At 48.1% G+C, this 20,365-nt stretch carries 16 protein-coding genes; 6 read left to right on the forward strand and 10 right to left on the reverse strand.

From position 1 onward, the window contains the following. Positions 1–28: 28 nt before the first annotated feature. Positions 29–682, reverse strand: a complete 654-nt coding sequence (locus EA408_10810; protein ID TVR70695.1) for a PorT family protein — start codon at positions 680–682, stop codon at positions 29–31. Between the two features lie 195 nt (positions 683–877). Here EA408_10810 and EA408_10815 point away from each other — a divergent pair, with 195 nt between their 5' ends. Together EA408_10815 and EA408_10820 are read left to right on the forward strand one after the other, a co-directional pair. Next, the gene (locus EA408_10815; GenBank protein ID TVR70696.1) at positions 878–1,933 is read left to right on the forward strand and encodes a hypothetical protein; all 1,056 of its coding nucleotides are present in this window, start codon (positions 878–880) and stop codon (positions 1,931–1,933) included. Positions 1,934–1,988: 55 nt separating this feature from the next. Next, the gene (locus EA408_10820; GenBank protein TVR70697.1) at positions 1,989–3,659 is read left to right on the forward strand and encodes a formate--tetrahydrofolate ligase; all 1,671 of its coding nucleotides are present in this window, start codon (positions 1,989–1,991) and stop codon (positions 3,657–3,659) included. A gap of 166 nt (positions 3,660–3,825) precedes the next feature. Here EA408_10820 and EA408_10825 read toward each other — a convergent pair whose 3' ends face one another. After that, the gene (locus EA408_10825) at positions 3,826–3,993 is read right to left on the reverse strand and encodes a 4Fe-4S dicluster domain-containing protein (protein TVR70698.1); all 168 of its coding nucleotides are present in this window, start codon (positions 3,991–3,993) and stop codon (positions 3,826–3,828) included. A 269-nt stretch (positions 3,994–4,262) separates the two neighbouring features. Further along, the gene (locus EA408_10830) at positions 4,263–5,441 is read right to left on the reverse strand and encodes an amidohydrolase (protein ID TVR70699.1); all 1,179 of its coding nucleotides are present in this window, start codon (positions 5,439–5,441) and stop codon (positions 4,263–4,265) included. Positions 5,442–5,493: 52 nt separating this feature from the next. On the opposite strand from EA408_10830, the gene EA408_10835 reads away from it, so the two are divergent. Genes EA408_10835 through smpB form a run of 3 tightly spaced genes read left to right on the forward strand, consistent with a single transcriptional unit; the run spans position 5,494 to position 8,125 of the window. Then, positions 5,494–6,582: a DUF1573 domain-containing protein gene (locus tag EA408_10835; GenBank protein TVR70700.1), complete on the forward strand. Its 1,089-nt coding sequence runs from the start codon at positions 5,494–5,496 to the stop codon at positions 6,580–6,582. Then, positions 6,579–7,673: a methylmalonyl Co-A mutase-associated GTPase MeaB gene (meaB, locus tag EA408_10840; GenBank protein ID TVR70701.1), complete on the forward strand. Its 1,095-nt coding sequence runs from the start codon at positions 6,579–6,581 to the stop codon at positions 7,671–7,673. Before EA408_10835 ends, meaB begins: the two co-directional genes overlap by 4 nt. Beyond that, entirely contained in the window at positions 7,670–8,125 is a 456-nt protein-coding gene (gene smpB / locus EA408_10845; protein ID TVR70702.1) for an SsrA-binding protein SmpB, read from the forward strand. Before meaB ends, smpB begins: the two co-directional genes overlap by 4 nt. An 83-nt stretch (positions 8,126–8,208) precedes the next feature. Here smpB and EA408_10850 read toward each other — a convergent pair whose 3' ends face one another. The 7 genes from EA408_10850 to EA408_10880 form a co-directional block, all read right to left on the reverse strand. After that, complete coding sequence (locus tag EA408_10850; GenBank protein TVR70703.1) at positions 8,209–9,594, reverse strand: EF-hand domain-containing protein; 1,386 nt, start codon at positions 9,592–9,594, stop codon at positions 8,209–8,211. A 124-nt stretch (positions 9,595–9,718) separates the two neighbouring features. After that, positions 9,719–11,038 carry a hypothetical protein gene (locus EA408_10855; protein TVR70704.1) on the reverse strand — a complete coding sequence of 440 codons (1,320 nt, stop codon included), beginning with the start codon at positions 11,036–11,038 and terminating at the stop codon, positions 9,719–9,721. A gap of 136 nt (positions 11,039–11,174) precedes the next feature. Continuing rightward, positions 11,175–11,882, reverse strand: a complete 708-nt coding sequence (locus EA408_10860) for a TIGR00730 family Rossman fold protein (GenBank protein TVR70705.1) — start codon at positions 11,880–11,882, stop codon at positions 11,175–11,177. Between the two features lie 39 nt (positions 11,883–11,921). Further along, positions 11,922–14,774: an excinuclease ABC subunit UvrA gene (uvrA, locus tag EA408_10865; GenBank protein TVR70706.1), complete on the reverse strand. Its 2,853-nt coding sequence runs from the start codon at positions 14,772–14,774 to the stop codon at positions 11,922–11,924. Between the two features lie 31 nt (positions 14,775–14,805). Further along, entirely contained in the window at positions 14,806–15,636 is an 831-nt protein-coding gene (locus EA408_10870) for a lytic transglycosylase domain-containing protein (GenBank protein ID TVR70710.1), read from the reverse strand. A gap of 394 nt (positions 15,637–16,030) precedes the next feature. Continuing rightward, positions 16,031–17,389, reverse strand: coding sequence for a hypothetical protein (locus tag EA408_10875; GenBank protein TVR70707.1), 1,359 nt, complete (start codon positions 17,387–17,389; stop codon positions 16,031–16,033). Next, complete coding sequence (locus EA408_10880; protein ID TVR70711.1) at positions 17,382–17,855, reverse strand: RNA polymerase sigma factor; 474 nt, start codon at positions 17,853–17,855, stop codon at positions 17,382–17,384. Before EA408_10880 ends, EA408_10875 begins: the two co-directional genes overlap by 8 nt. A gap of 438 nt (positions 17,856–18,293) precedes the next feature. Between EA408_10880 and EA408_10885 the strand changes: the two genes are divergently transcribed. Then, the coding region (locus tag EA408_10885; protein TVR70708.1) for a hypothetical protein at positions 18,294–20,365 on the forward strand (2,072 nt) is incomplete at its 3' end.

Here is a 20,365-nt window from a genome sequence, read left to right on the forward strand (position 1 = left end):
TATTGTCCTGATATTTTTAACGTCAAATTCAGAAAAGCAATCCGATCCTCAGTGAAACCGAGTTCAGGAGGGCCTTATACTGGTCGTCCGAGGCGATATCAATAAACCTGTGCCGGTATTCAAACCCGGCGACTACAGCCGACTCACCACCCAGTGAATAGTGTATTCCGGCAGCGAAATGATATGAGAAGTTGAACATGTTGATCCCATCGGCAAAACTTTCATTATTGATGCCTGATGCGGCAATATCTGCCCTGGACCTGACATTGAAGTGCCCGCCCATACCGATCCTGGCAAATATCGTGGTATAGCCTATCTCCCTTGTTGTAAACTTCAGGCCCAGGGGCAGATTGATGTACTGCAGCTTGTAGATTACCTCACTGCCGGGGGGGATGGTGTCGGTTGAACCCTCAAAGTGGAAGGCCAGAGGTTCGTCAAATTTCAATTTTCCTCCTGTGCTGTTGATTGAGAGGCCTGTTGAGAAAGCATAATTACTGCTGAAGAAGTTATCCATCTCAAACCCGGTATCAAAGCCTCCCCTTATACCTGCAAATTCGGCATTACGCGTTTCGGGGGCAAGCCATGCAATCTGGGGATCGGCAAAGATTGAAAAACGAACTCCCTGTGCCGTTGAGGTTAATACAATGCAGAGAAGGATTAATGTAATGACGAAGCCTCTCATATGGTTTAATTTTAATGTTTATCGGACTTATACCCTGAACAGTTGATGCCAAATAGAAACCAAAATTTTATCTTTACAGTCTGATCAGTATTTATTATTTTATAGCAGGTACCAGACAAAATTAACCAAAAAAATCGTTTGGTAAGCCATAATATTTTATAAACGGCGGGATCGCCAAAATCTGTAAGCAGAATAATGCATACGACAGGAGGCATACATAAATCCAACAGGGGGGCACGCAGCCTGTGCTTTTTTATTGTTTTCCAGGTGCTTGTAACATCAGGTTTTCTGATGGCATGTTCAGACAGGGTGCCGGCACCCGATATAAGCGGTATTGAGGCAGGGATTGGAATAATGCGCTTCGATAATGACCTGTTTGAATTGGACATTGACAGCATTCCACAGCAGATTGCTGTTTTAGAAGACAGGTACGGAGATTTTTTCGATATTTACTTCAATCTTATTATCCGTATAGGCAATCCAGCATCACCTGCTTTCCCCGGACATCTCAGGAGGTTCCTCACAGATTTTGACATTTACCGGGTCAAAACAGGGGTTGATGAGGTATTTCCGGATCTCGCGTGGCTTGAAGATGAGCTTGAACTGGCTTTCAGTTACTTCATGTACTATTTCCCCGGCTACCGGGTTCCCGATATATACACCTACATTTCGGGATTCAACCAGTCCGTTATTACCTCTGAAGGAATCATAGGCATAGGCCTGGACAAATATCTCGGATCCGGTCATGTTTTTTACTCACAGTTGCAGCTGCCGTTGTATCAGAGGCAGGTCATGCACCCCGGAAAGATCGCATCGGATTGTATGATGGCATGGGCGATGATGGAATTTGAGTTTGATGAAAGTGAGGATAACCTGCTCAGCCATATTATTCATCACGGGAAGATGCTTTACTTTCTTGATGCTGTTCTTCCCGGTCAGCATGATACACTGAAAACAGGTTTTACCGAACAGCAGCTTCAGTGGTGCAGGAGGAATGAAGATCTCATGTGGACCTACCTGGTTGAAAACAAATTACTCTTCTCTACCGATGTGAGGACAATCAGCCGGTTTGTCAATCCTGCTCCCTTTACAAGGGAGTTTACAAGTGAATCTCCCGGCCGGGCAGCTCTCTGGCTTGGCTGGCAGATCGTTTCCTCCTACATGAGCCGCAACCGGGATGTAACACTTTCAGAGCTGATGGAAGATACCGATTACCAGAGAATACTAAACCAGGCAAGGTACCGGCCTTAAAGGCTTACCGTGATGATCGCCCGGTGTTACCGGTATTAACAAAAAAACAGTCATTATGAGGTCAGATATTGAAATAGCCCGAAGCATCAGTATGAAGCACATTTCTGAGATTGCTGCCGGAATGGGCATTGATGAAAATGATCTTGAGCTTTATGGAAAGTACAAGGCCAAGATACCACTTAAATATATCGACAGGGAAAAGGTTGATAAAAGTACCCTGATCCTGGTAAGCGCAATATCGCCCACTCCTGCCGGTGAAGGCAAGACAACAGTTTCGATCGGCCTTTCTCTGGGCCTCAACAGGATAGGTAAAAAGAGTGCGGTCGTTCTGCGTGAGCCTTCACTTGGACCTGTATTCGGGATCAAGGGCGGCGCAGCCGGCGGAGGATATTCACAGGTTCTGCCGATGGAGGACATAAACCTGCATTTTACCGGCGATTTCAGCGCCATTGAAAAGGCAAACAATCTTCTTGCTGCGCTGATCGATAACAATATACAGAGCAAAACACGCAGCATAGGCATTGACCCACGCACTGTCCTCTGGAAAAGGGTAATGGATATGAATGACCGGTCGCTGCGTAATGTTATTGTAGGCCTTGGGGGCACTATGAGCGGTGTACCCCGTGAGGGAGGATTTAATATAACCGCTGCCTCAGAGATCATGGCGGCCCTCTGCCTGGCCGATGACCTGCAGGATCTGAAGAGAAAGATGGGAAACATCTTCATCGGGTTAACCCACGACAAAAAGCCCGTCTATGCCCGTGACCTGAAGGCTCACGGCGCCATGACAGCCCTGCTTAAGGATGCCATTATGCCGAATCTTGTCCAGACCACCGGGCACACACCTGCCATAATCCATGGTGGACCGTTTGCAAACATAGCACAGGGCACCAATTCAGTCATTGCTACAAGAATGGGCTTGTCGTTATCTGATTACGTGGTTACAGAGGCCGGTTTCGGGTTCGATCTGGGTGCGGAGAAGTTTTTTGACATCAAATGCGGTTATTCGGGGCTCTCACCAAGAGCCGTTGTCCTTGTAGCCACAGTCAGGGCCCTCAGGTATCACGGCGGAGCTGATATCAAGAATATCAGTGAGCCTGATCCGGGTGCAGTGGAAAAGGGATTGTCAAATCTGACAAAGCATGTTGAGAATATAGCCCAGTTTGGCATATGCGCCGTTGTTGCAATAAACCGGTTTGCAACAGATACAGATGAGGAGATAGGTATGATAAATGGGCATTGTCAGAAGATTGGTATAGAAGCAGTTGAGGCTGATGTCTGGGCTAAAGGCGGCAAAGGTGCTGAAGAACTTGCCAAAGTGGTTAGCAGCGTTGCCGATAACTGCAGGAACAGGTTCAAGCCGATGTATGACTGGAACTGGGACATTCCCCGTAAGGTTGAAACGGTGGCCAGGAAGATTTACGGTGCCAATGCAGTTGATTTTACCAGGAAGGCAAGGGCTGATCTTGACAAGATAGAGAAGCTGGGGCTTGACAAGCTTCCGGTTTGTATAGCAAAGACACAGAAATCATTGTCCGACAACCCCGAGCTTCTCGGCAGGCCCAAAGATTTTGTGGTAACTGTTCGCGAGATCGAGATTGCTGCCGGAGCCGGTTTCGTGATTCCTATAACGGGCGATATTATGAGGATGCCCGGCCTTCCTGCAGTGCCTGCTGCAGAGGGGATGGATATTGATGAACAGGGCAATATTACCGGACTTGTCTGATCAGGTGGGATAAGCTCTCCGGCAATTAATATATGTAGTCCTGGCGGTGGTCAATGTGAACCCGAGGCTGATCAGACATGGTCCGGCAGACTTTCAGGTATAATCCTTTCCCAATAACAAAGGCTACCCGGTCAGGGCAGCCTTTGTTTATGCTGCAATATCACTTTTATTCCGGATGGATTGCCTCAACAGGGCACACATCGACACATGCACCGCAATCGGTACATGCTTCAGGATCTATAACATAGATATCTCCTTCTGATATTGCTTCCACGGGACATTCGTCAATGCAGCTCCCGCATGCGGTACAATCATCATTTATTACGTAAGCCATCTCTTGGTTGATTTTAGGTTAACGATTATGATCAGACAGATTTGAAATTTCAAGTAAAATTAATACAATGATTTTACTAAAAAACTGCATAATGTCATTTTTTGACAAAAACTGCCGGTGAAAGCTGGTTGCCCGAAAGGAAAACGTGCTGAAAACTGTATAATGTAATTTTTTGGCAGGAATTGCCGGTGGAAGCAGGTTGCCCCAAAGGGCAACGGGATAGAAAACTGTAAGATGTCATTTTTTTGCAGTAGTTGTCCCCTGCCTGCTTATTGAAGCAGGAAAGATAGTGCCAGCCAGGCAGGCAGGCCGGTCCCCTCCAGCATTATCTGTTCGTCAATGTCGAACTCAGGCGAATGGAGAAGCCTGTCAGGCATTCCGGTTCCCAGCCTGTAGAATACTGCAGGGTATTCTCTCGCAAACCATGCAAAATCCTCGGTTGTCATTCTGATCTGAAGATCCTTTACCTTCCTGCTGCCAAGGTACTCTTTCATGTAACTGCCCATAAGGGATGTCATCCCGGGATCATTGTAAAGAACCGGGTATCCCTTTCTTATTTCCACACTGCATGACGCACCCAGGCTGGTGGCGATATTAACGGCTATCCTGTTGATGATCTCGTGTGCCTCTGCCCTCCATTCCTCATCCATTGTGCGAAAGGTTCCTTCAATTATAACTTCTCCTGGTATTACGTTTGTGGCGCCGTTGGCAATGAACTTGCCAAAACTCAGTACAGTTGGGATATGCGGCGGTGCAAACCTGCTTGACACCTGTTGCAGTGCAACAACCACATGTGACATAGCCGCAACCGTATCGACGGTCTTATCAGGAGTTGCACCGTGCCCGCCCTTACCTGAAACTGTAATATATATCTCATCGCCCGATGCCATATAAACTCCCGGGCGGATTCCTGTTTCTCCTGCGCCCAGTTCGGGCAGCACGTGTTGTGCAATCACGACTGATGGTTGATTGTTGCCGAATACCTTTTCTTCCAGCAGCTTCTTTGCACCACCAGGCAGTGTTTCTTCCCCGGGCTGGAATAACAGGTGAACCGTCCCGGTAAATTCATCTTCAAGTTCCTTTATTATCCTGGCTGCACCGATCAGGCAGGAGGCATGCACATCGTGCCCGCAAGCATGCATAACACCAGGCACCAGGGATCTCCAGGGCAGGTCATTCTTCTCGGTTACAGGCAGCGCATCCAGTTCTGCCCTCAATGCAATACATTTGCTGCTCCTGCCTGCTTTGCCTGTTATGGTAGCCAGGAGGCCGGTGCCTGCCACTGTTTTGCAGTCCAACCCGTACTCCTCCAGTCTTTTTTTTACAAAGGCCGATGTTTCATGCTCCCTGAATGAGAGCTCGGGATGCATATGAATATGCCGGCGGATGGCGATTACTTCATCCAGGTATTGTGCCGACTTTTTTCTGATGATTTCTGCCAGTTGCATGCTCTGATTTTGTATTTTTGCCTGGTAATGCTGTTATAAACATGTAAATATAATGAATTGGCCGAAGATAACATTTGCAAGTTTGCTCGTAGCACTGGTATTCTCTTCAGTATACGGACAAACCGGTCCGGTGATCCATTTTGAGAATAGGCAGCACAATTTCGGGCAGATAAGCGAGGACGGAGGGCCTGTCCGCCAAAGGTTCCTGTTTGAAAACAGGGGTACTGAGCCGCTGGTTATGACAAATGTTGTGGCAGGTGGAGGGATATCTGTCCTTGCATGGACCAGGAATCCCGTAATGCCCGGCGATAGCGGGATTGTAACCATTGAGTTCAATCCCGTCAATATGCCGGGCAGGTTCAACAGGCTTATAACGGTCAGCGCCACGGGTTCTCCTTCAACTGTCAGTCTCAGGTTGCTTGGTGAGGTAATACCTGCCGTGAAGACTCCCGAAGAGATGTTTCCGCATCAGATCGGGCCTCTCAGGCTCAGATCAAACCATATTCCTCTGGGGAGGGTTTCTCCAGGGGAGGTCGTTGTTGATTCCGTAAGGGTAATAAACATGGCTGATGATAATCTGGAAATTTCGTTTACGGGTGTTCCGGCTTATGCATCTTTTCGTGCCGTGCCGGTTGAAATCAGCCCCGGTGAGGAGGGAAATATTGAAGTTACGTTCGATGCCGGCAGCAGGGATGAATGGGGTTCCGTAACCAGCCATGCCCGGGTGCTTGTAAACGGCCGGACAGAAGGCAGGAATGTTATATATATAAGCGCCAATGTTCTGGAGGATTTCTCAGGGATGACAGAGGAGGAGATGGATCTGGCCGCATCAATCACTTTTGATGAAAGGGTTTTCAATTTTGGCACCCTGAAACAGGGTGAGACTGCAGAGCACAGTTTTCTGTTCACAAATACAGGGGAATCAGAGCTCATAATTCGTGCAGTCAGGAGCGGATGCGGTTGTACGGCAATCGATCCGGAAAAGACATTGTTGCAGCCCGGTGATACGAGTAGTATAGGTGCAGTTTTTAACTCACGCGGTCTTCGTGGCAGGCAGAGTAAAACCATTACTGTAATTACCAATGACCCACGAAACCCGGTTGTTGTTCTGCGGGTTACAGGAGAGGTGGTGAACGAATGAACAAAGAAGGAAAGCATAAAAGTGCATTATCAGTAAGCCGCGGTGTTGAACAGCCTCCTTCGGTTAACCCTGCCAGAGGCAGCTCTTCCCGTAACCGCGCCAGGAGAAGGATGCCGGTAAACTATTACCTTGAAGGAATACTTAACCGGGACATCAGTAGTCTTGGCCGCGCTATAACTCTTATAGAGAGCTCCTTGCCGGCTGACAAGGAGATTGCGGGCGAACTGGTGGAGCTTTGTCATCCTCATGCCGGCAATTCTGTAAGGATAGGTATTACCGGTGTGCCCGGTGTAGGTAAGAGCTCATTTATTGAGAGCTTCGGCAAGATGCTGACAGCGAGCGGCTCACGTATTGCCGTGCTGGCTGTTGATCCCAGCAGCGGACTGTCGAAGGGAAGTATCCTGGGAGACAAGACCAGAATGGAAGAACTATCGGCCGATCCGGATGCATTCATCAGGCCCTCACCCTCGGGCGGGTCACTGGGAGGAGTTGCCCGTAAAACCAGGGAGAGTATAATATTGTGTGAGGCCGCCGGGTTTGATACTGTAATTGTTGAGACAGTGGGAGTGGGGCAGTCGGAAACCGCAGTCCATTCAATGGTCGATTTTTTCCTTCTTCTTATGCTTGCAGGTGCCGGTGATGAGCTGCAGGGTATCAAGCGCGGCATTATGGAGATGGCCGATATGCTGGTAATAACAAAAGCTGACGGGAATAATACGGAAAAGGCTGAGTTGGCAAAAGCGCAATATCAGAATGCACTTCAGCTTTTTCCCCAGCCTGCATCAGGATGGAAACCCCGTGTAGGCCTATGTTCGGCACATAATAGAACCGGACTTGAAAGCATAAATGGCATCATCAGCGAGTATATCAGGTTTACCAGGGCATCGGGCTATTTTCGCGAGAACAGGCTTACCCAGTCCCTTTACTGGATGCATGAGAGCATCGAGCAGCAGCTCCGCGACATTTTCTATAATGATCAGCGGGTAGCTTCAGAGCTTGAGAGTTTAAGGCAGGAGGTGGCAAGCGGCAGGATAACGAGCTTCACAGCAGCAGGAAGACTGATCGATAAATTCAAAGGTACAGGACAGTGAGTAAACAAAAAAGCAATATCAGCATCAAGAACAGGAAGGCTTCATTCAACTTTGAACTTGTAGAGAAGTTTGTTGCAGGAATCGTGCTTGGCGGTACAGAGATCAAGTCCATCAGGGAGGGGAAGGCGAACCTTGCTGATGCATATTGTTTTTTCATTAGCGATGAACTCTGGGTAAGTGGCATGAATATAGCTGAATACTCCCATGGCAGCTACAATAATCATGATCCCGGACAGGACAGGAAACTACTCCTGAATAAACGTGAGCTGAGGAAGCTTAAAAAGAAATCCCAGGATAAGGGATTCACCATTGTTGCAACCAGGCTCTTCATCAACGAGCGGGGTCTCGCAAAACTGGAAATAGCGCTTGCCAGGGGCAAGAGAGAATACGACAAGAGGCAGGAGATCAAAAAGCGTGATATTAACAGGGAGATGGACAGGCTTGTCAGGTAGCTGAAAACAATAGCGTTACCCGGTATTATTGCATCTCAGGCCGGAATTACCCTAACCTGAAGTTTTGTGAAACAGAAGCTTCCTTACTGCGAGAAAAAGAAATCGTTAAGCTCATAAATATCTTCAGCCGTCAGGTCCAGTCTGCCGTCAAAGAACAGGTTGATCGCCCTGATAAGTTCATCGAACGATATGAAGCCATCTCTGTCAGTGTCAAGGGGGCGAAACTTCTCAGGTATCCCGTCATAACTCCTGAATTGCCTTGCCGTATAGTGGTAAGCAGGCATTATTGCAGCGAGGTCAAGCTCATCCCTGGCTACTGCATTTTCTCTTTGTCCCAATTGTTCGGCAAGCTGACCGGGAGGGATCTCGCGTCCAAATTCATCGACTAAGGCGCCAGGTCGTGTATTTGGCTCCAGGTCCAGGTAGTCGGGTACCCCGTCACCGTCGCTGTCCACCGGGCAGCCGAATTCATCCACTTCCACACCCGGTGGAGTGTTCGGACACAGATCCCAGAAATCGAAGACACCGTCACCGTCCTCATCCTCGACAAGGGTGTAGTCGAACTCGACATCGGCATACAGCCTTTCCACAACTATAGTCTCCGGATCGGAAAAGAGATCCAGGTGGAAAGTCACATAAGAGTAGGAGAACCTGTCGTTCCTGCTATTGGATTTTATCCCGGCAATCCCCGTGCTTATGTTGTCTATCATATCGGTAAAGGTGAAATGTATCGAACTGCCTATCCTCATATTTACCCTGTCGGTGATCCTGAAATCCAGCCCATAATCGACCGGAACCGCAAATGCGATCTGCGGGTAGTTACCCATCCCGTAGAGGTTGGCACTTCGGAGGTCGGTCTCGTAAATGTAGTTGCGCCGGATTATATTGCTTTGGTAAGCATGGGGGGAGTTTTCGGGTATATCTCTTATGGTGCCGTCTGACCAGTAGTTGTAAGGGTTGCCGTTATCATCAAGAAGGTCTGCCTTGGAATTGAACTGGAAGGACTCAATGCCGGCTGATACAAACGGGGTAATCCACCTGCTGGATCTGAAAATATGGTTAAAGGTGTACTCAAAGTTAAGTCCGAAATTGATTATCTCCGACTGGAAATTAAGGTTCCTTTCAAGATCCAGGTATGATCTCTCGTTACCTGTAAGCCTGCCATAAAGCATGAAGAAATTGAGACGGTAATTGCGGCGCCTGTCCAGGAAAGTTGAAACATTGAGTCTGTACCCCGGCTGACTGCTCCAGAGTGCCGAATAAAAATCGGTTACATCTCCCATAAAGCCGAAGGATCCTATGCCGAAAGCCAGGACCGGCTTATATACGGGATCTTCCACCTCTATCTCCTCCCTCAGAAGCCGCTCAAATTCATCGTCCTGACCGACCTGTGCAAGAAGCAGTGCCGGGAATACTGCGGTTATTACCGACAGAAGCAGAAGGGTACTGATCGTCCTCATGTTCTGCATAAACAACAGTGTGTTTACTTAGTCTACGGGAGTAAAAATAATAAGTTCTGGGCAAATAGAACTAAATTATGATTACTTTATCGTTTTTTCCGGGTTTGGCTAAGAGTTCCGCATTTTTGGGCAATCACCTGTACCATCTGTGGTTTGCAATTGCCAGTGCTTCCTGGACGGTTATCCTTGTCCCGTGGTTATAGGCGGAAACAAAGGCGTCTCCAACTGGCGTTGTATTCCAGATATGCACTCTCTGGTCGCGGGCTGACCTGTAATCAGGGAAAGAACCGATTGTATACTTGATCCAGCCTTCGTGCAGCTCTGTATGGACGGTATACGGAATCTCAAGGTTCCCGAAATAGCCGTCAGGGTCAACCGGCCTTCTGCCTGCCGCAAGCTGAACCCTGTAATATACACCATCTTCAGGCGGCAATGGTCTAACAAGCTGATCGGGCGCGGGTGCGGGAACCGCTGGTGCCGGCCGCGGTGATGTTACCGGCGGTGCTGGCATACGCATGGGTGCCGTAGTCCTTGCCTCCAGTAGGGCCGAAGAGAGCAACCGTAGTCTACCGGCTTCTGAAAGTGTTTCCAGCGGGGCCTCCCTTTCAACCACCGGTAAGTTAGAGGTAATGTCGTTTTGAACAACCGAAAACTCACCTGATGGCTGGGGGACTGTCTCGTAATCTGTCACCGGAACGAGCCTGTAGGATACAAGGAATGTAGTTTCCGGAGAGAGCTCTCTCCAGATGAACCTGACCGTCTGATCTGAAAAAGTAAAGATCCCCCCGTGGCTTTCAACTTCAACAGCAGTGAATCCGTGGGGTATCTTCTCTTCAATTCTTGCAAAGGAGCTCCTTGGGCCACTGCTTACCAGGATGTTTACCAGGTAACCCTGCCCGTCATCTGCCACCGGAACCTGCCTCACGGCCACCGCTTCAGAAATGCCGGGAGCCGGAACGGAGATGCCGGGCTCAGGTTCAGCCGTCTCACCTATTTCAACTATCAGATTTTCATCAATGTATGGTGATGGCTCAATTTGTATTGCAACACCGGGAGCATCTGCTCTCATACGCCGGTTATCTTCAATATAGCTGAAAGTTCCGCTGAGGTTGAGCTCGCCCCTGAGCCGCTCATCAATATGCAGCTTGTAACGTATCCGGAGGGTCTCCTCGCTGGGAAGGTTCAGCCATATCATCCTGACGGTATTATGCTCGAAGGAGAAATCCATATCTGCGGGATATACCGGCGATGCTTTTATACCCCGGGGAAGCTCCTGATGGAAACGCGCAAAGCCTGAAATACCGGCTTTGTGCAGCTCAATTTCGACTTCGACAGTGGTGCCGGCTTCGGCACTGGGGGGTGTAATGATTTGCAGATGAACATTCTCCCTGGTAAACAAACCTATAAACAGAACCAGATTAATTGTAACGACCAGAATGATGTATTTCAGCATATCTGCATATAATGTCAGTTAAAGTGGGCAATTTTAGCCCCTGGCAATTATGAGATAAAATTCTGAAAAAAATCAATCAGTTTTTAATTACCTTAGAATCAAATATTAACAAAATATCAACACTGGAGGCAGAGTATCAGAAATTGGGGCTGAGAAGGTACTTCGAATAGAAGCTGTTGATCTTTTCAACCGCCTCGTCGGCAGCATCGACAACAGAAAATAACTCCATGTCGCCGGGGCTGATATATTTCTCCTCTTCAAGCATTACCTCTTTTATCCATTCAATCAGGCCTTTCCAATAGTTTTTGCCAACCAGTATGATCGGGAACCTGCCGATCTTCTCAGTCTGGATAAGGGTGATAGCCTCGAAGAGCTCATCAAATGTTCCAAATCCGCCGGGGAGGACAATAAATCCCTGTGCATATTTGACGAACATCACTTTGCGAACAAAGAAGTGGCTGAAATTTATTAATTTATCACTGTCAATAAACAGGTTGGCTCCCTGTTCGTGTGGAAGGTCTATGTTAAGACCCACAGACCGTCCTCCCCCTCTGCGCGCACCCATATTTGCCGCTTCCATAATGCCGGGTCCGCCGCCTGTGATCACGCCGTAGCCGGATTGTGTGAGCTTGAAGGCAATCTCTTCAGCCAGTTTGAAGTACTTGTTTTCCGGCGAGGTTCTTGCCGATCCGAATATTGATACGCAGGGGCCTATCCTGCTCATTTTTTCAAACCCTTCGACAAATTCGGCAATTACCTTGAATATTGTCCATGAATCGAACGTTTTGATCTCGTTCCAGTCTTTTTCTGTAAATGCGCTTTTAATTCTTTCTTCTGCCATCATGATTGATAATGAATTTGGGTAAATGTTGATTTGATTTGACTATTCAGCCGGTTCCGGATTGAGTATGGATCTGAGACATTGTCCGGTAAAGCTTTCTGTGACCTGTGCAACATCCTCGGGAGTGCCTGCTGCAATTATCCTGCCTCCTTCTCTGCCTCCGTAAGGGCCCAGGTCAATAATATGGTCTGCTACCTTTATAACATCCATGTTGTGTTCAATTACTATCACGGTATTACCCCTGTCAACCAAAGTGTTGAGAACCTTAAGAAGCACCCTGATATCTTCAAAATGAAGTCCGGTAGTAGGTTCGTCAAGAACATACAGGGTCCTGCCGGTGTCTTTCCTGGCAAGCTCAGCTGCAAGTTTCACCCTCTGGGATTCTCCTCCTGAAAGGGTTGTTGATGCCTGGCCCAGTTTGACATATCCCATCCCGACCCTCTGCAGGGTGTATATCTTGCGGTAGATTGACGGTATCTTTTCGAAGAACTCAACGGCCTGGTTAATGGTCATGTCCAGCACATCGCTTATTGATTTGCCCTTGAATTTTACCTCCAGCGTTTCCCTGTTATATCTTTTACCGTTACAGTCCCTGCACTGAACGTAAACATCGGGAAGAAAATTCATCTCAATGGTCTGAACGCCGGCTCCCCTGCAGGTTTCACATCTTCCGCCCCTGACATTGAAAGAGAACCTGCCTGCCTTCCATGCCCTTATCTTTGCCTCCGGTGTCTGTTCGAACAGCTTCCGTATATCTGCAAACACACCAGTGTAGGTTGCGGGGTTTGATCTGGGTGTGCGGCCAATAGGGGATTGGTCAACCTCAATTATCTTGTCGGTATTCTCCATGCCCTCTACGCCCAGGCAGGGCAGAGGCTCCTTGCGGGCATTGTAGAAATGTCTGCTCATATATGGCTGGAGCGTTTCTTTGATCAGGCTTGATTTTCCGCTCCCCGACACCCCCGTAACGCAGATAAGCTTGCCTGTGGGAATTACCGCATCTATGTCTTTGAGATTGTTGCCGGAGGCCCCGCGTATTAATATACTGGTCCCGTTTCCGTCACGGCGTGACAATGGCATTTCTATCTCTCTCCGGGCTGAGAGGTAGCATCCTGTGAGAGTACCTGTTTGTGCAACTTCGCCCGGAGTGCCGCAGGCTGCTATCTCACCTCCCTTTCTTCCCGCCCTGGGTCCCATGTCGATGACATAATCGGCTGACTCTATCATATCTCTGTCATGCTCGACAACTATTACGGAATTACCCTTATCCCTGAGCTGCTTTAACGAATCTATCAACTTCCTGTTATCGGTCTGGTGAAGGCCGATACTTGGTTCATCCAGTATGTACAATACATTGACCAGCTGTGACCCTATCTGGGTGGCCAGCCTTATCCGCTGGCTTTCCCCACCTGAAAGGCTTGCTGAATTGCGGTTCAGTGACAGGTAATTCAGTCCGACACTCAACAGAAATCCAAGCCTTGCCCTGATCTCTTTGATGATCTCTGAAGAAATAAGCTTCTGCTTTTCAGTAAGCTCCGCATCGACCGATGAGAACCAGCTGTCCAGCATATCAAGGTCCATTTCAGCCAGCTCTGCAATGTTCTTCCCTGCAATCATAAAGAACAGGGCCTCATTATGAAGCCTGGTTCCATTACAGTTGGGGCAAACCGTTCTTTTGAGATACTGACCGGCCCACTTGTCTTTCCTTCCCCCGTTACCGTTCTCCCTTTGGTTGGCAATATAGTTGATTACACCGTCAAAACTCATGAAGTAGTTTGACGCTGATCCCAGTGGTGAGTGAAGCAGCTTGAAAGATTCTTCCGATCCGTATAATATGGTGTTGAGGGCTTCACCCGGTATATCACCCAGGGGTGTGTTGAGGGAGAACCCGTGTTTTGCCGCAATAGCTTCCAGTTGCCAGAATATCAGCGAGTTTTTGTATGTGCCCAGTGGCTCTATACCACCTCTTCTGATTGACAGGTCCGGTCTGGGTATTATCTTCTCCAGGTCCATCTCGGCCACTGTTCCCAGTCCCCCACACCTGGGGCAGGCACCCCTGGGCGAGTTGAAAGAAAAGGTGTGTGGGGCAGGCTCATTGTATGATATACCCGATGCGGGGCACATCAGTTGTTTGCTGAAATACCTTGTTTCGCCACTCTCAGCATCCATGACCATGATTATATTCCTGCCATGCTGCATGGCGGTTTTTATGGTAGCGGCAATTCGTGGCTTGTCATTGTCAGTTACATGGAGCTTGTCAATAACTATCTCAATGTGATGGGTTTTATACCTGTCCACACGCATCCCCGGTTTGAGTCCTGTAATCTCCCCGTTGATCCTGGCATGAAGGAATCCCTTTCTCTGAATCTGTTCAAAAAGTTCCTTGTAGTGCCCCTTCCTCCCCTTTACCACCGGCGCCAGTATCAGGGTCTTCCGGTTTCTGTACCTTTCGGTTATAAGGCTGATGATCTGATCGTCGGTATACTTTACCATCTCATCACCCGTTACCGGTGAATATGCTATGGCGGCGCGTGCATAAAGGAGGCGCAGGAAATCATATATTTCAGTTATGGTACCTACGGTTGACCGGGGGTTTTTGTTGCTGGTTTTTTGTTCAATTGCTATTACCGGACTTAAACCGCTGATGTTATCGACATCAGGCCTTTCCATACTTCCCAGGAATTGTCGTGCGTATGCCGACATGGTCTCCATGTACCTTCTCTGTCCTTCGGCATAAATAGTGTCGAAAGCCAGTGATGATTTTCCGCTTCCGCTCAGCCCGGTTATGACAACCAGCTTGTTCCGGGGGATCGTAACCTCAATGTTTTTAAGATTGTGTACCCTGGCCCCCAGGACGCGAATTGCCCCGGTATCTCCGTTTCTGAGGTATTTCATGTCTCTTGCCAATACTCGATTTTGCTGGGGGTTAACGGTTGTCATTATCAGTTTCTCCGGAAGGGTCATTCTGATCAAAATAGGAAGACCTTATCCGGGAATTCTCTGCCGGGAGCCGTATACTGTAGGTCCTGCCACTCCGGTTTGTCAGATAGGGTCTGCGGAGCCATGGGTTCAGGTACTTGAGCATCTTGTAATTTGTGTTGAATTCATGGGCAAAGTCAGCAAAATCATCAACCGGCGTGTCAACCTGAACCTCAAACCATTCAATTGGAGGGTAGAGATCCGTGTCCCTTATATGAAAACCGTATTCGACGGGGTTTTCCAGGATTGTCTTAATTGCAAGAATCCTGAATATATACCGTTGGGTCTCTTCATTGAGCAGAAGATTGTAATAGTCTGTCTCTTTCTGAATCCTGATCTGGTTATTGATGCCCCTGCGGCCTGCGTTGTAACTTGCTGCTGCCATCGTCCAGCTGTTATAGAGAGTGTAGGATTCAAGCAAAAACCGGCATGCTGCTTCAGTTGATCTCTCCAGGTGGTACCGTTCATCCACTTCATCATCGACCTCCAGCCCGTAATCCCTTGCAGTGCCTCTGAGGAACTGCCAGTAGCCGACCGCATTTGCCGGTGAGGTTACATTTGTCAGTCCGCTCTCTGCCAGTGCAAGGTATTTGAAGTCGTCAGGCACTCCGTATTCTTTAAGAATGGGCTCAATTTTGGGGAAGTACCTGTTGGCCCTTTTGATGAATATCAGGGTTTGCGATTGCCAGTATGTATTTACAAGGAGCTCCCTGTCGAAACTTTCCCAGACATCGAAATATTCCATTGGAACCGGCTCTCCAAAAAGTTCCATCTCCATCGGTATTTCAAGGGAATATATGGCGTAATCAGCTGCAAATCCTCTTGCGGGTGGAGTTTTCGGATCAGAAATAAAAAAACTGAAAACCTGGATAACTACCCCGAGAACTGCGAGGAAAAGCAGCAGTGAAAATGACTGAAACAAAAACCTTACAAAAGGATTCGTGCTGTTAACTCCGTTCAAACCTAAAATTTTTTTACAGGTTCAACATAAGGGGCCTGAAATCACTTACTTCAGAAATACAAAATTGTCAGGATGAGTGTTCTGCAAAAACCAGTGGTTACCCCGCTCTGTCATTCAGATAAAAACATCAAAAGTAACCAAAATATTGTAAAATTTGATATTGCTTTCTTCTTTTAGAGCGTTACAGGGAGGGGGCGGCGCAAGGCTGTTGTCAGAAGTCGTAACTGATACCTCCCGATAAGGAGATAGAATAGGGACGTGACAAGTACAGGGGGGTTGTATTTGCGGGTGTTATAAAGTGGGTGATCCGGGGCTCAAGATTTAACCTCAGGTTGCCTGTCAGTGTTTTTTCCATGCCGAAACCCAGAATCCCGGTAATTCCGAAATTCCTTATGTTCAGGGTATGTCCTATGCTGAAGTTCTCTCCCCGGTACCTGAGCGTTACCCTGTTCCCGGTCAGAAAACTGGCTCCGATGCCACCATTCACGTATAAGTCAGTAGCCCCGTTTGTGATATAATAACGTGCAATAACAGGAACCTGAAGGTAGTAGATTCCCTGTGTTATCCTGGCCGGGTCATCTTGTGAAGATCCATACATTGTCAGTGGCACGGATCCTGCCAGATCGCCTGTCAGCAGAAGATGGTCATCAGCTATCATAAGGGGAGGGCCTTCTGATCCTATCTCTCCCAGGGAGTTGCTTACCGGGTGACTTTTAAGCCTCATGGAGCCCGGAAAACTTGTTGCAAGGTTCTCGATTACGTCCGGATCTGTAATAATAATGAGTCCCCTGATACTTTGGCCCATCCCCAGCATATCAAAACCGGTCAGTATCGTAAAACGTTCGCTTACACGATATCCGGCGGCGAATCTGAAAGACAATGATGTCAGGCCCGTTTCTTTTTTGTTGAAATGTTCCTTACCCGGGGAACCCTGACTGAAACCGCTGAGGGTCCTGTACGAGTAGTTTGGTGCAACTGAAACCGAAGCGTACCATCCTCTGTTCTGTGACCCTGACCTGCCTGACGGGTGGCGGGAGTCAGACATCTTAATTCCGGTAAGGATAGCAGGATCACTGTAAGGCTCACTTGATGATACCAGTCCGTTATTTTTCTTCCGGGGTAGTTCAGGATGGTCCGGTGTCAAAATTATCTGATCATAATCTTTGCGCTCTGTATGGATTACCGGGGGGGGGTGTTTTATCTCACCGGTGGTAAAAACTTCCCTGTCATCTTTCAGAGCATCAATTTCTGTCCGGGCATAATGAGAGGGGGGTTGGCGGGGAGCAGGCATTTTTTCAGGTTCAGGCCCGGGTTTTGTCAACGTTTCAGAAGAAGTTGACAGGTAGTTGTCTTCTTTATCAAGCCTGAACATTTGGAGAATTCCCCCGCCTAACCCCAATAATATCAGGATAGCAGCGGCTATACCGGCAGTTCGGTAAATAATGCCGGTCCTTTTCTTTTTATCCAGATTATCTTTTATTCCGGTCCATACACCTGTTGGAGGTGTTGTCCTGTGGTCTGACAATCCTTCACTGAATATCTTGTCAATATGTCTGTGGTTATCAGACATTTTTTCTAAGCTTTTCACTTTCACCCCTGTTACTCTTCTCCAGCATCTCCTTCAGGGCAAGCCTGGCCCTGTAAAGGTGGGATTTTGATGTATTCTCGGGGATACCTGTCATATCAGCTATTTCAGCATGATTATATCCCTCTATTGCATAAAGGTTAAAAACCATGCGCTGGTTAACAGGCAATGCACGGATCATTTCCAGGAGGTCTTCCTTATCCAGGTAGTACTGGATGTCGGGAACCTCATACTCCCTGTCTGCCGTTATTGTTTCGTTCAGAATATACATCTGTCTTTTCTTTCTTAATAATTGCAATGCTGTATTTACCATGATCTTTCTCACCCAGCCCTCAAACGATCCTTCGCTTCGGAATTCCCTGATCCTGGAGAAAACAGTTATAAATCCCTCCTGGAGGAAATCTCCGGCTTCATCTGCATCAGATGCGTATCTGAGGCAGACCGTATACATCTGCGGCGACAGTGCCCTGTAGAGATCTTCCTGGCTTTGCCTGTCACCCGATATACATCCCTTAACTATGTCATCCAGATTATCAGTCAATTCTACCGGCTTATTAAGCTTGCAATTTCAAAGAAAGCACTTATAAGCCAATTAACGGATAATTTGGTGATCAAATTTTGTCCCGTGTCAAAGAATTCCGACATATAGATGCAAAAAAGAGGCTCCCGGTTGCGCAAACGGCGTTTATTTGTGAATAAAACAGTCTGTCTGCAATTATTTTAAATACATGGAGAGGGTTTTTATACTTTAAACGGTCTTAATTTTAAAGGCTGTTGAAAAACAAATCCGGTAAGATATCTGTTTTATATATCCTGTTTGATGGATTAATCATTTAAATTTGAAATAAATCAGGTCTGTATCGCCGGCCTTTTAAAAAAAACTGTTGTCATGATAAGAACTGCAATGATCATCATCTCCGTTGTCTTGTGTCATTTACCGGTCAGCGGTCAGCAAGGGTCTTCGCCAATTGAGGATGCCGGACTAAAACTGCAGGAGTTTACATCTTTTGCAGCACCGCAGAAAATTTATATTCACCAGAACAAAAACCATTACGGCGCCGGAGATATTCTTTGGTTCAGTGTTTATCTGATGGACGGTTCGCTGCATGTTCCCGACACTGTCAAAACCAATGTCTATGTCGACCTTATAAGCAGCAGCGGCACCCTGATGGGTACCAGGATACTGCTTGCCGAAAATGGCTTTGCCGAAGGGGACTTCAATCTGGCACGGAACATTCCCGACGGTAATTACAGGATCAGGGCCTATACCGACTGGATGAAGAATTTTGGAGAAGAGTTCTACTATTCGAGCTATTTTTACATCCGGAACAGCAGTTATGCCGATATCGTCCCAAGGGCCGAGGCACGTGCAAACAGGCGATTCAACAGGAATCTCGATAACCTTGGAGAAACCGGAAGCATAGTATTCTTCCCCGAGGGGGGGCGGATGGTTGAAGGGGTTCAGGGCCGTGTCGCCTTCAGGGCTTTTGACGGACTGGGTAACGGACTTGATGCAACCGGTGAGGTAATTGATGAAAGCTCAGGTGTAGTCGCCACATTCAACACCGATCAGATGGGTACCGGCAGGTTTGAGATAACCCCGGCTGCCGGCTCCCGTTATACCGCAAGGGTATCGTTCGGAGATGGCCGGCCGCAGGAGTTCGGCCTTCCTGAACCGCTGGCTGAGGGTATCGCTTTAAGGGTTGATCAGGGTGATGACTACCTGCGTGTCAGTGTTAATTCAACATACTCTGAATCAAGCCCCAGTTACTCGGAGGAGGTCGTTCTGGTGGCACATGTTCGGGGCAGTGCCGTAACCGGCCAGGTGGCAGCATTACAAGACGGCATTGCCGCTGTGAATTTCCCGCTTGAATCCTTTAAGACCGGTGTGGCTCATATTACCGCTTTTACCCCCGGTATGGTGCCGCTTGCTGAAAGGCTTGTCTTTATAAACCATGACGATGCCCTCGTTTTTTATCCCGAAATGGGAAGACAGGAAGTTGGAGACAGGGAATATTATGTCCTGGGTATAGATGTAACAGATAAAGACGGGAATCCTGTTGAGGGAAGTTTTTCACTGTCAGTGGTCCACACTGAAGCGGGTATGCCTGAGATGAACCGTAATATTCTTAGTGAATTACTTATGAATTCCGATCTGCCCGGACTCAAAGGTGCTACCTATAATTACCTGGATCCCGGGAGGGATCTTGTTGAATCGCTTGATAATATTATGATGACCTATGGATGGCGCCGTTTCATGTGGGAGGATGTTTTGGCGGGTAACATGCCCGATATTGAGCATGAACCTTCTTCATCACTGGCTGTCAGTGGCCGGGCAATTGATCCCTCCCAGAACAGGGGGCTGCCTAATTTCCCGGTTCAGCTTGAGGTCAGTGGTAAGGATAACGGCGTTTTCGAAACGAAAACCGATAACCAGGGCAGGTTTATCTTCGGTGATCTTGTGTTTCACGATGATGTACGGGTAATCCTTTCGACCGACAGGCTGGTTTCCAACAGGCCCCCCAGGCTCGAACTTGCTACCGGCAGGCTTTACGGACTTGATTATTTTGCCAATGAATTCACCTTGCCGCAGAACATAACAAGCAGGGGGGCGGACTGGGAACGGACGGCAGGAGCAGGACGGTCGCCCTATTCACATACTGAAAGAGATGCCTCATCTCCACAGCAGTACGGGGTCCCGGACCAGACGGTATATATCCAGCGTGACAGCAAGCAGCCTAACATGTATGACATACTGGTGACCAGGGTGCGTGGACTGAATCATAATCTCCAGTTCAGGGGCCCGACCAGTGCGTTTTTCAGCAACCGGCCGCTGTTCATGGTTGATGGCACAGAGGTATCGCAGGATCATTTCCTGAACCTTGATCCCCGGTACATTGAGAGGCTTGAAGTATTCAGCGGTCCCCGGGCATCGGTTTTCGGGGTCAGGGGAGCTGCCGG

The sequence above is a fragment of the Marinilabiliales bacterium genome (assembly GCA_007695015.1).
Lineage (GTDB): Bacteria > Bacteroidota > Bacteroidia > Bacteroidales > PUMT01 > PXAP01.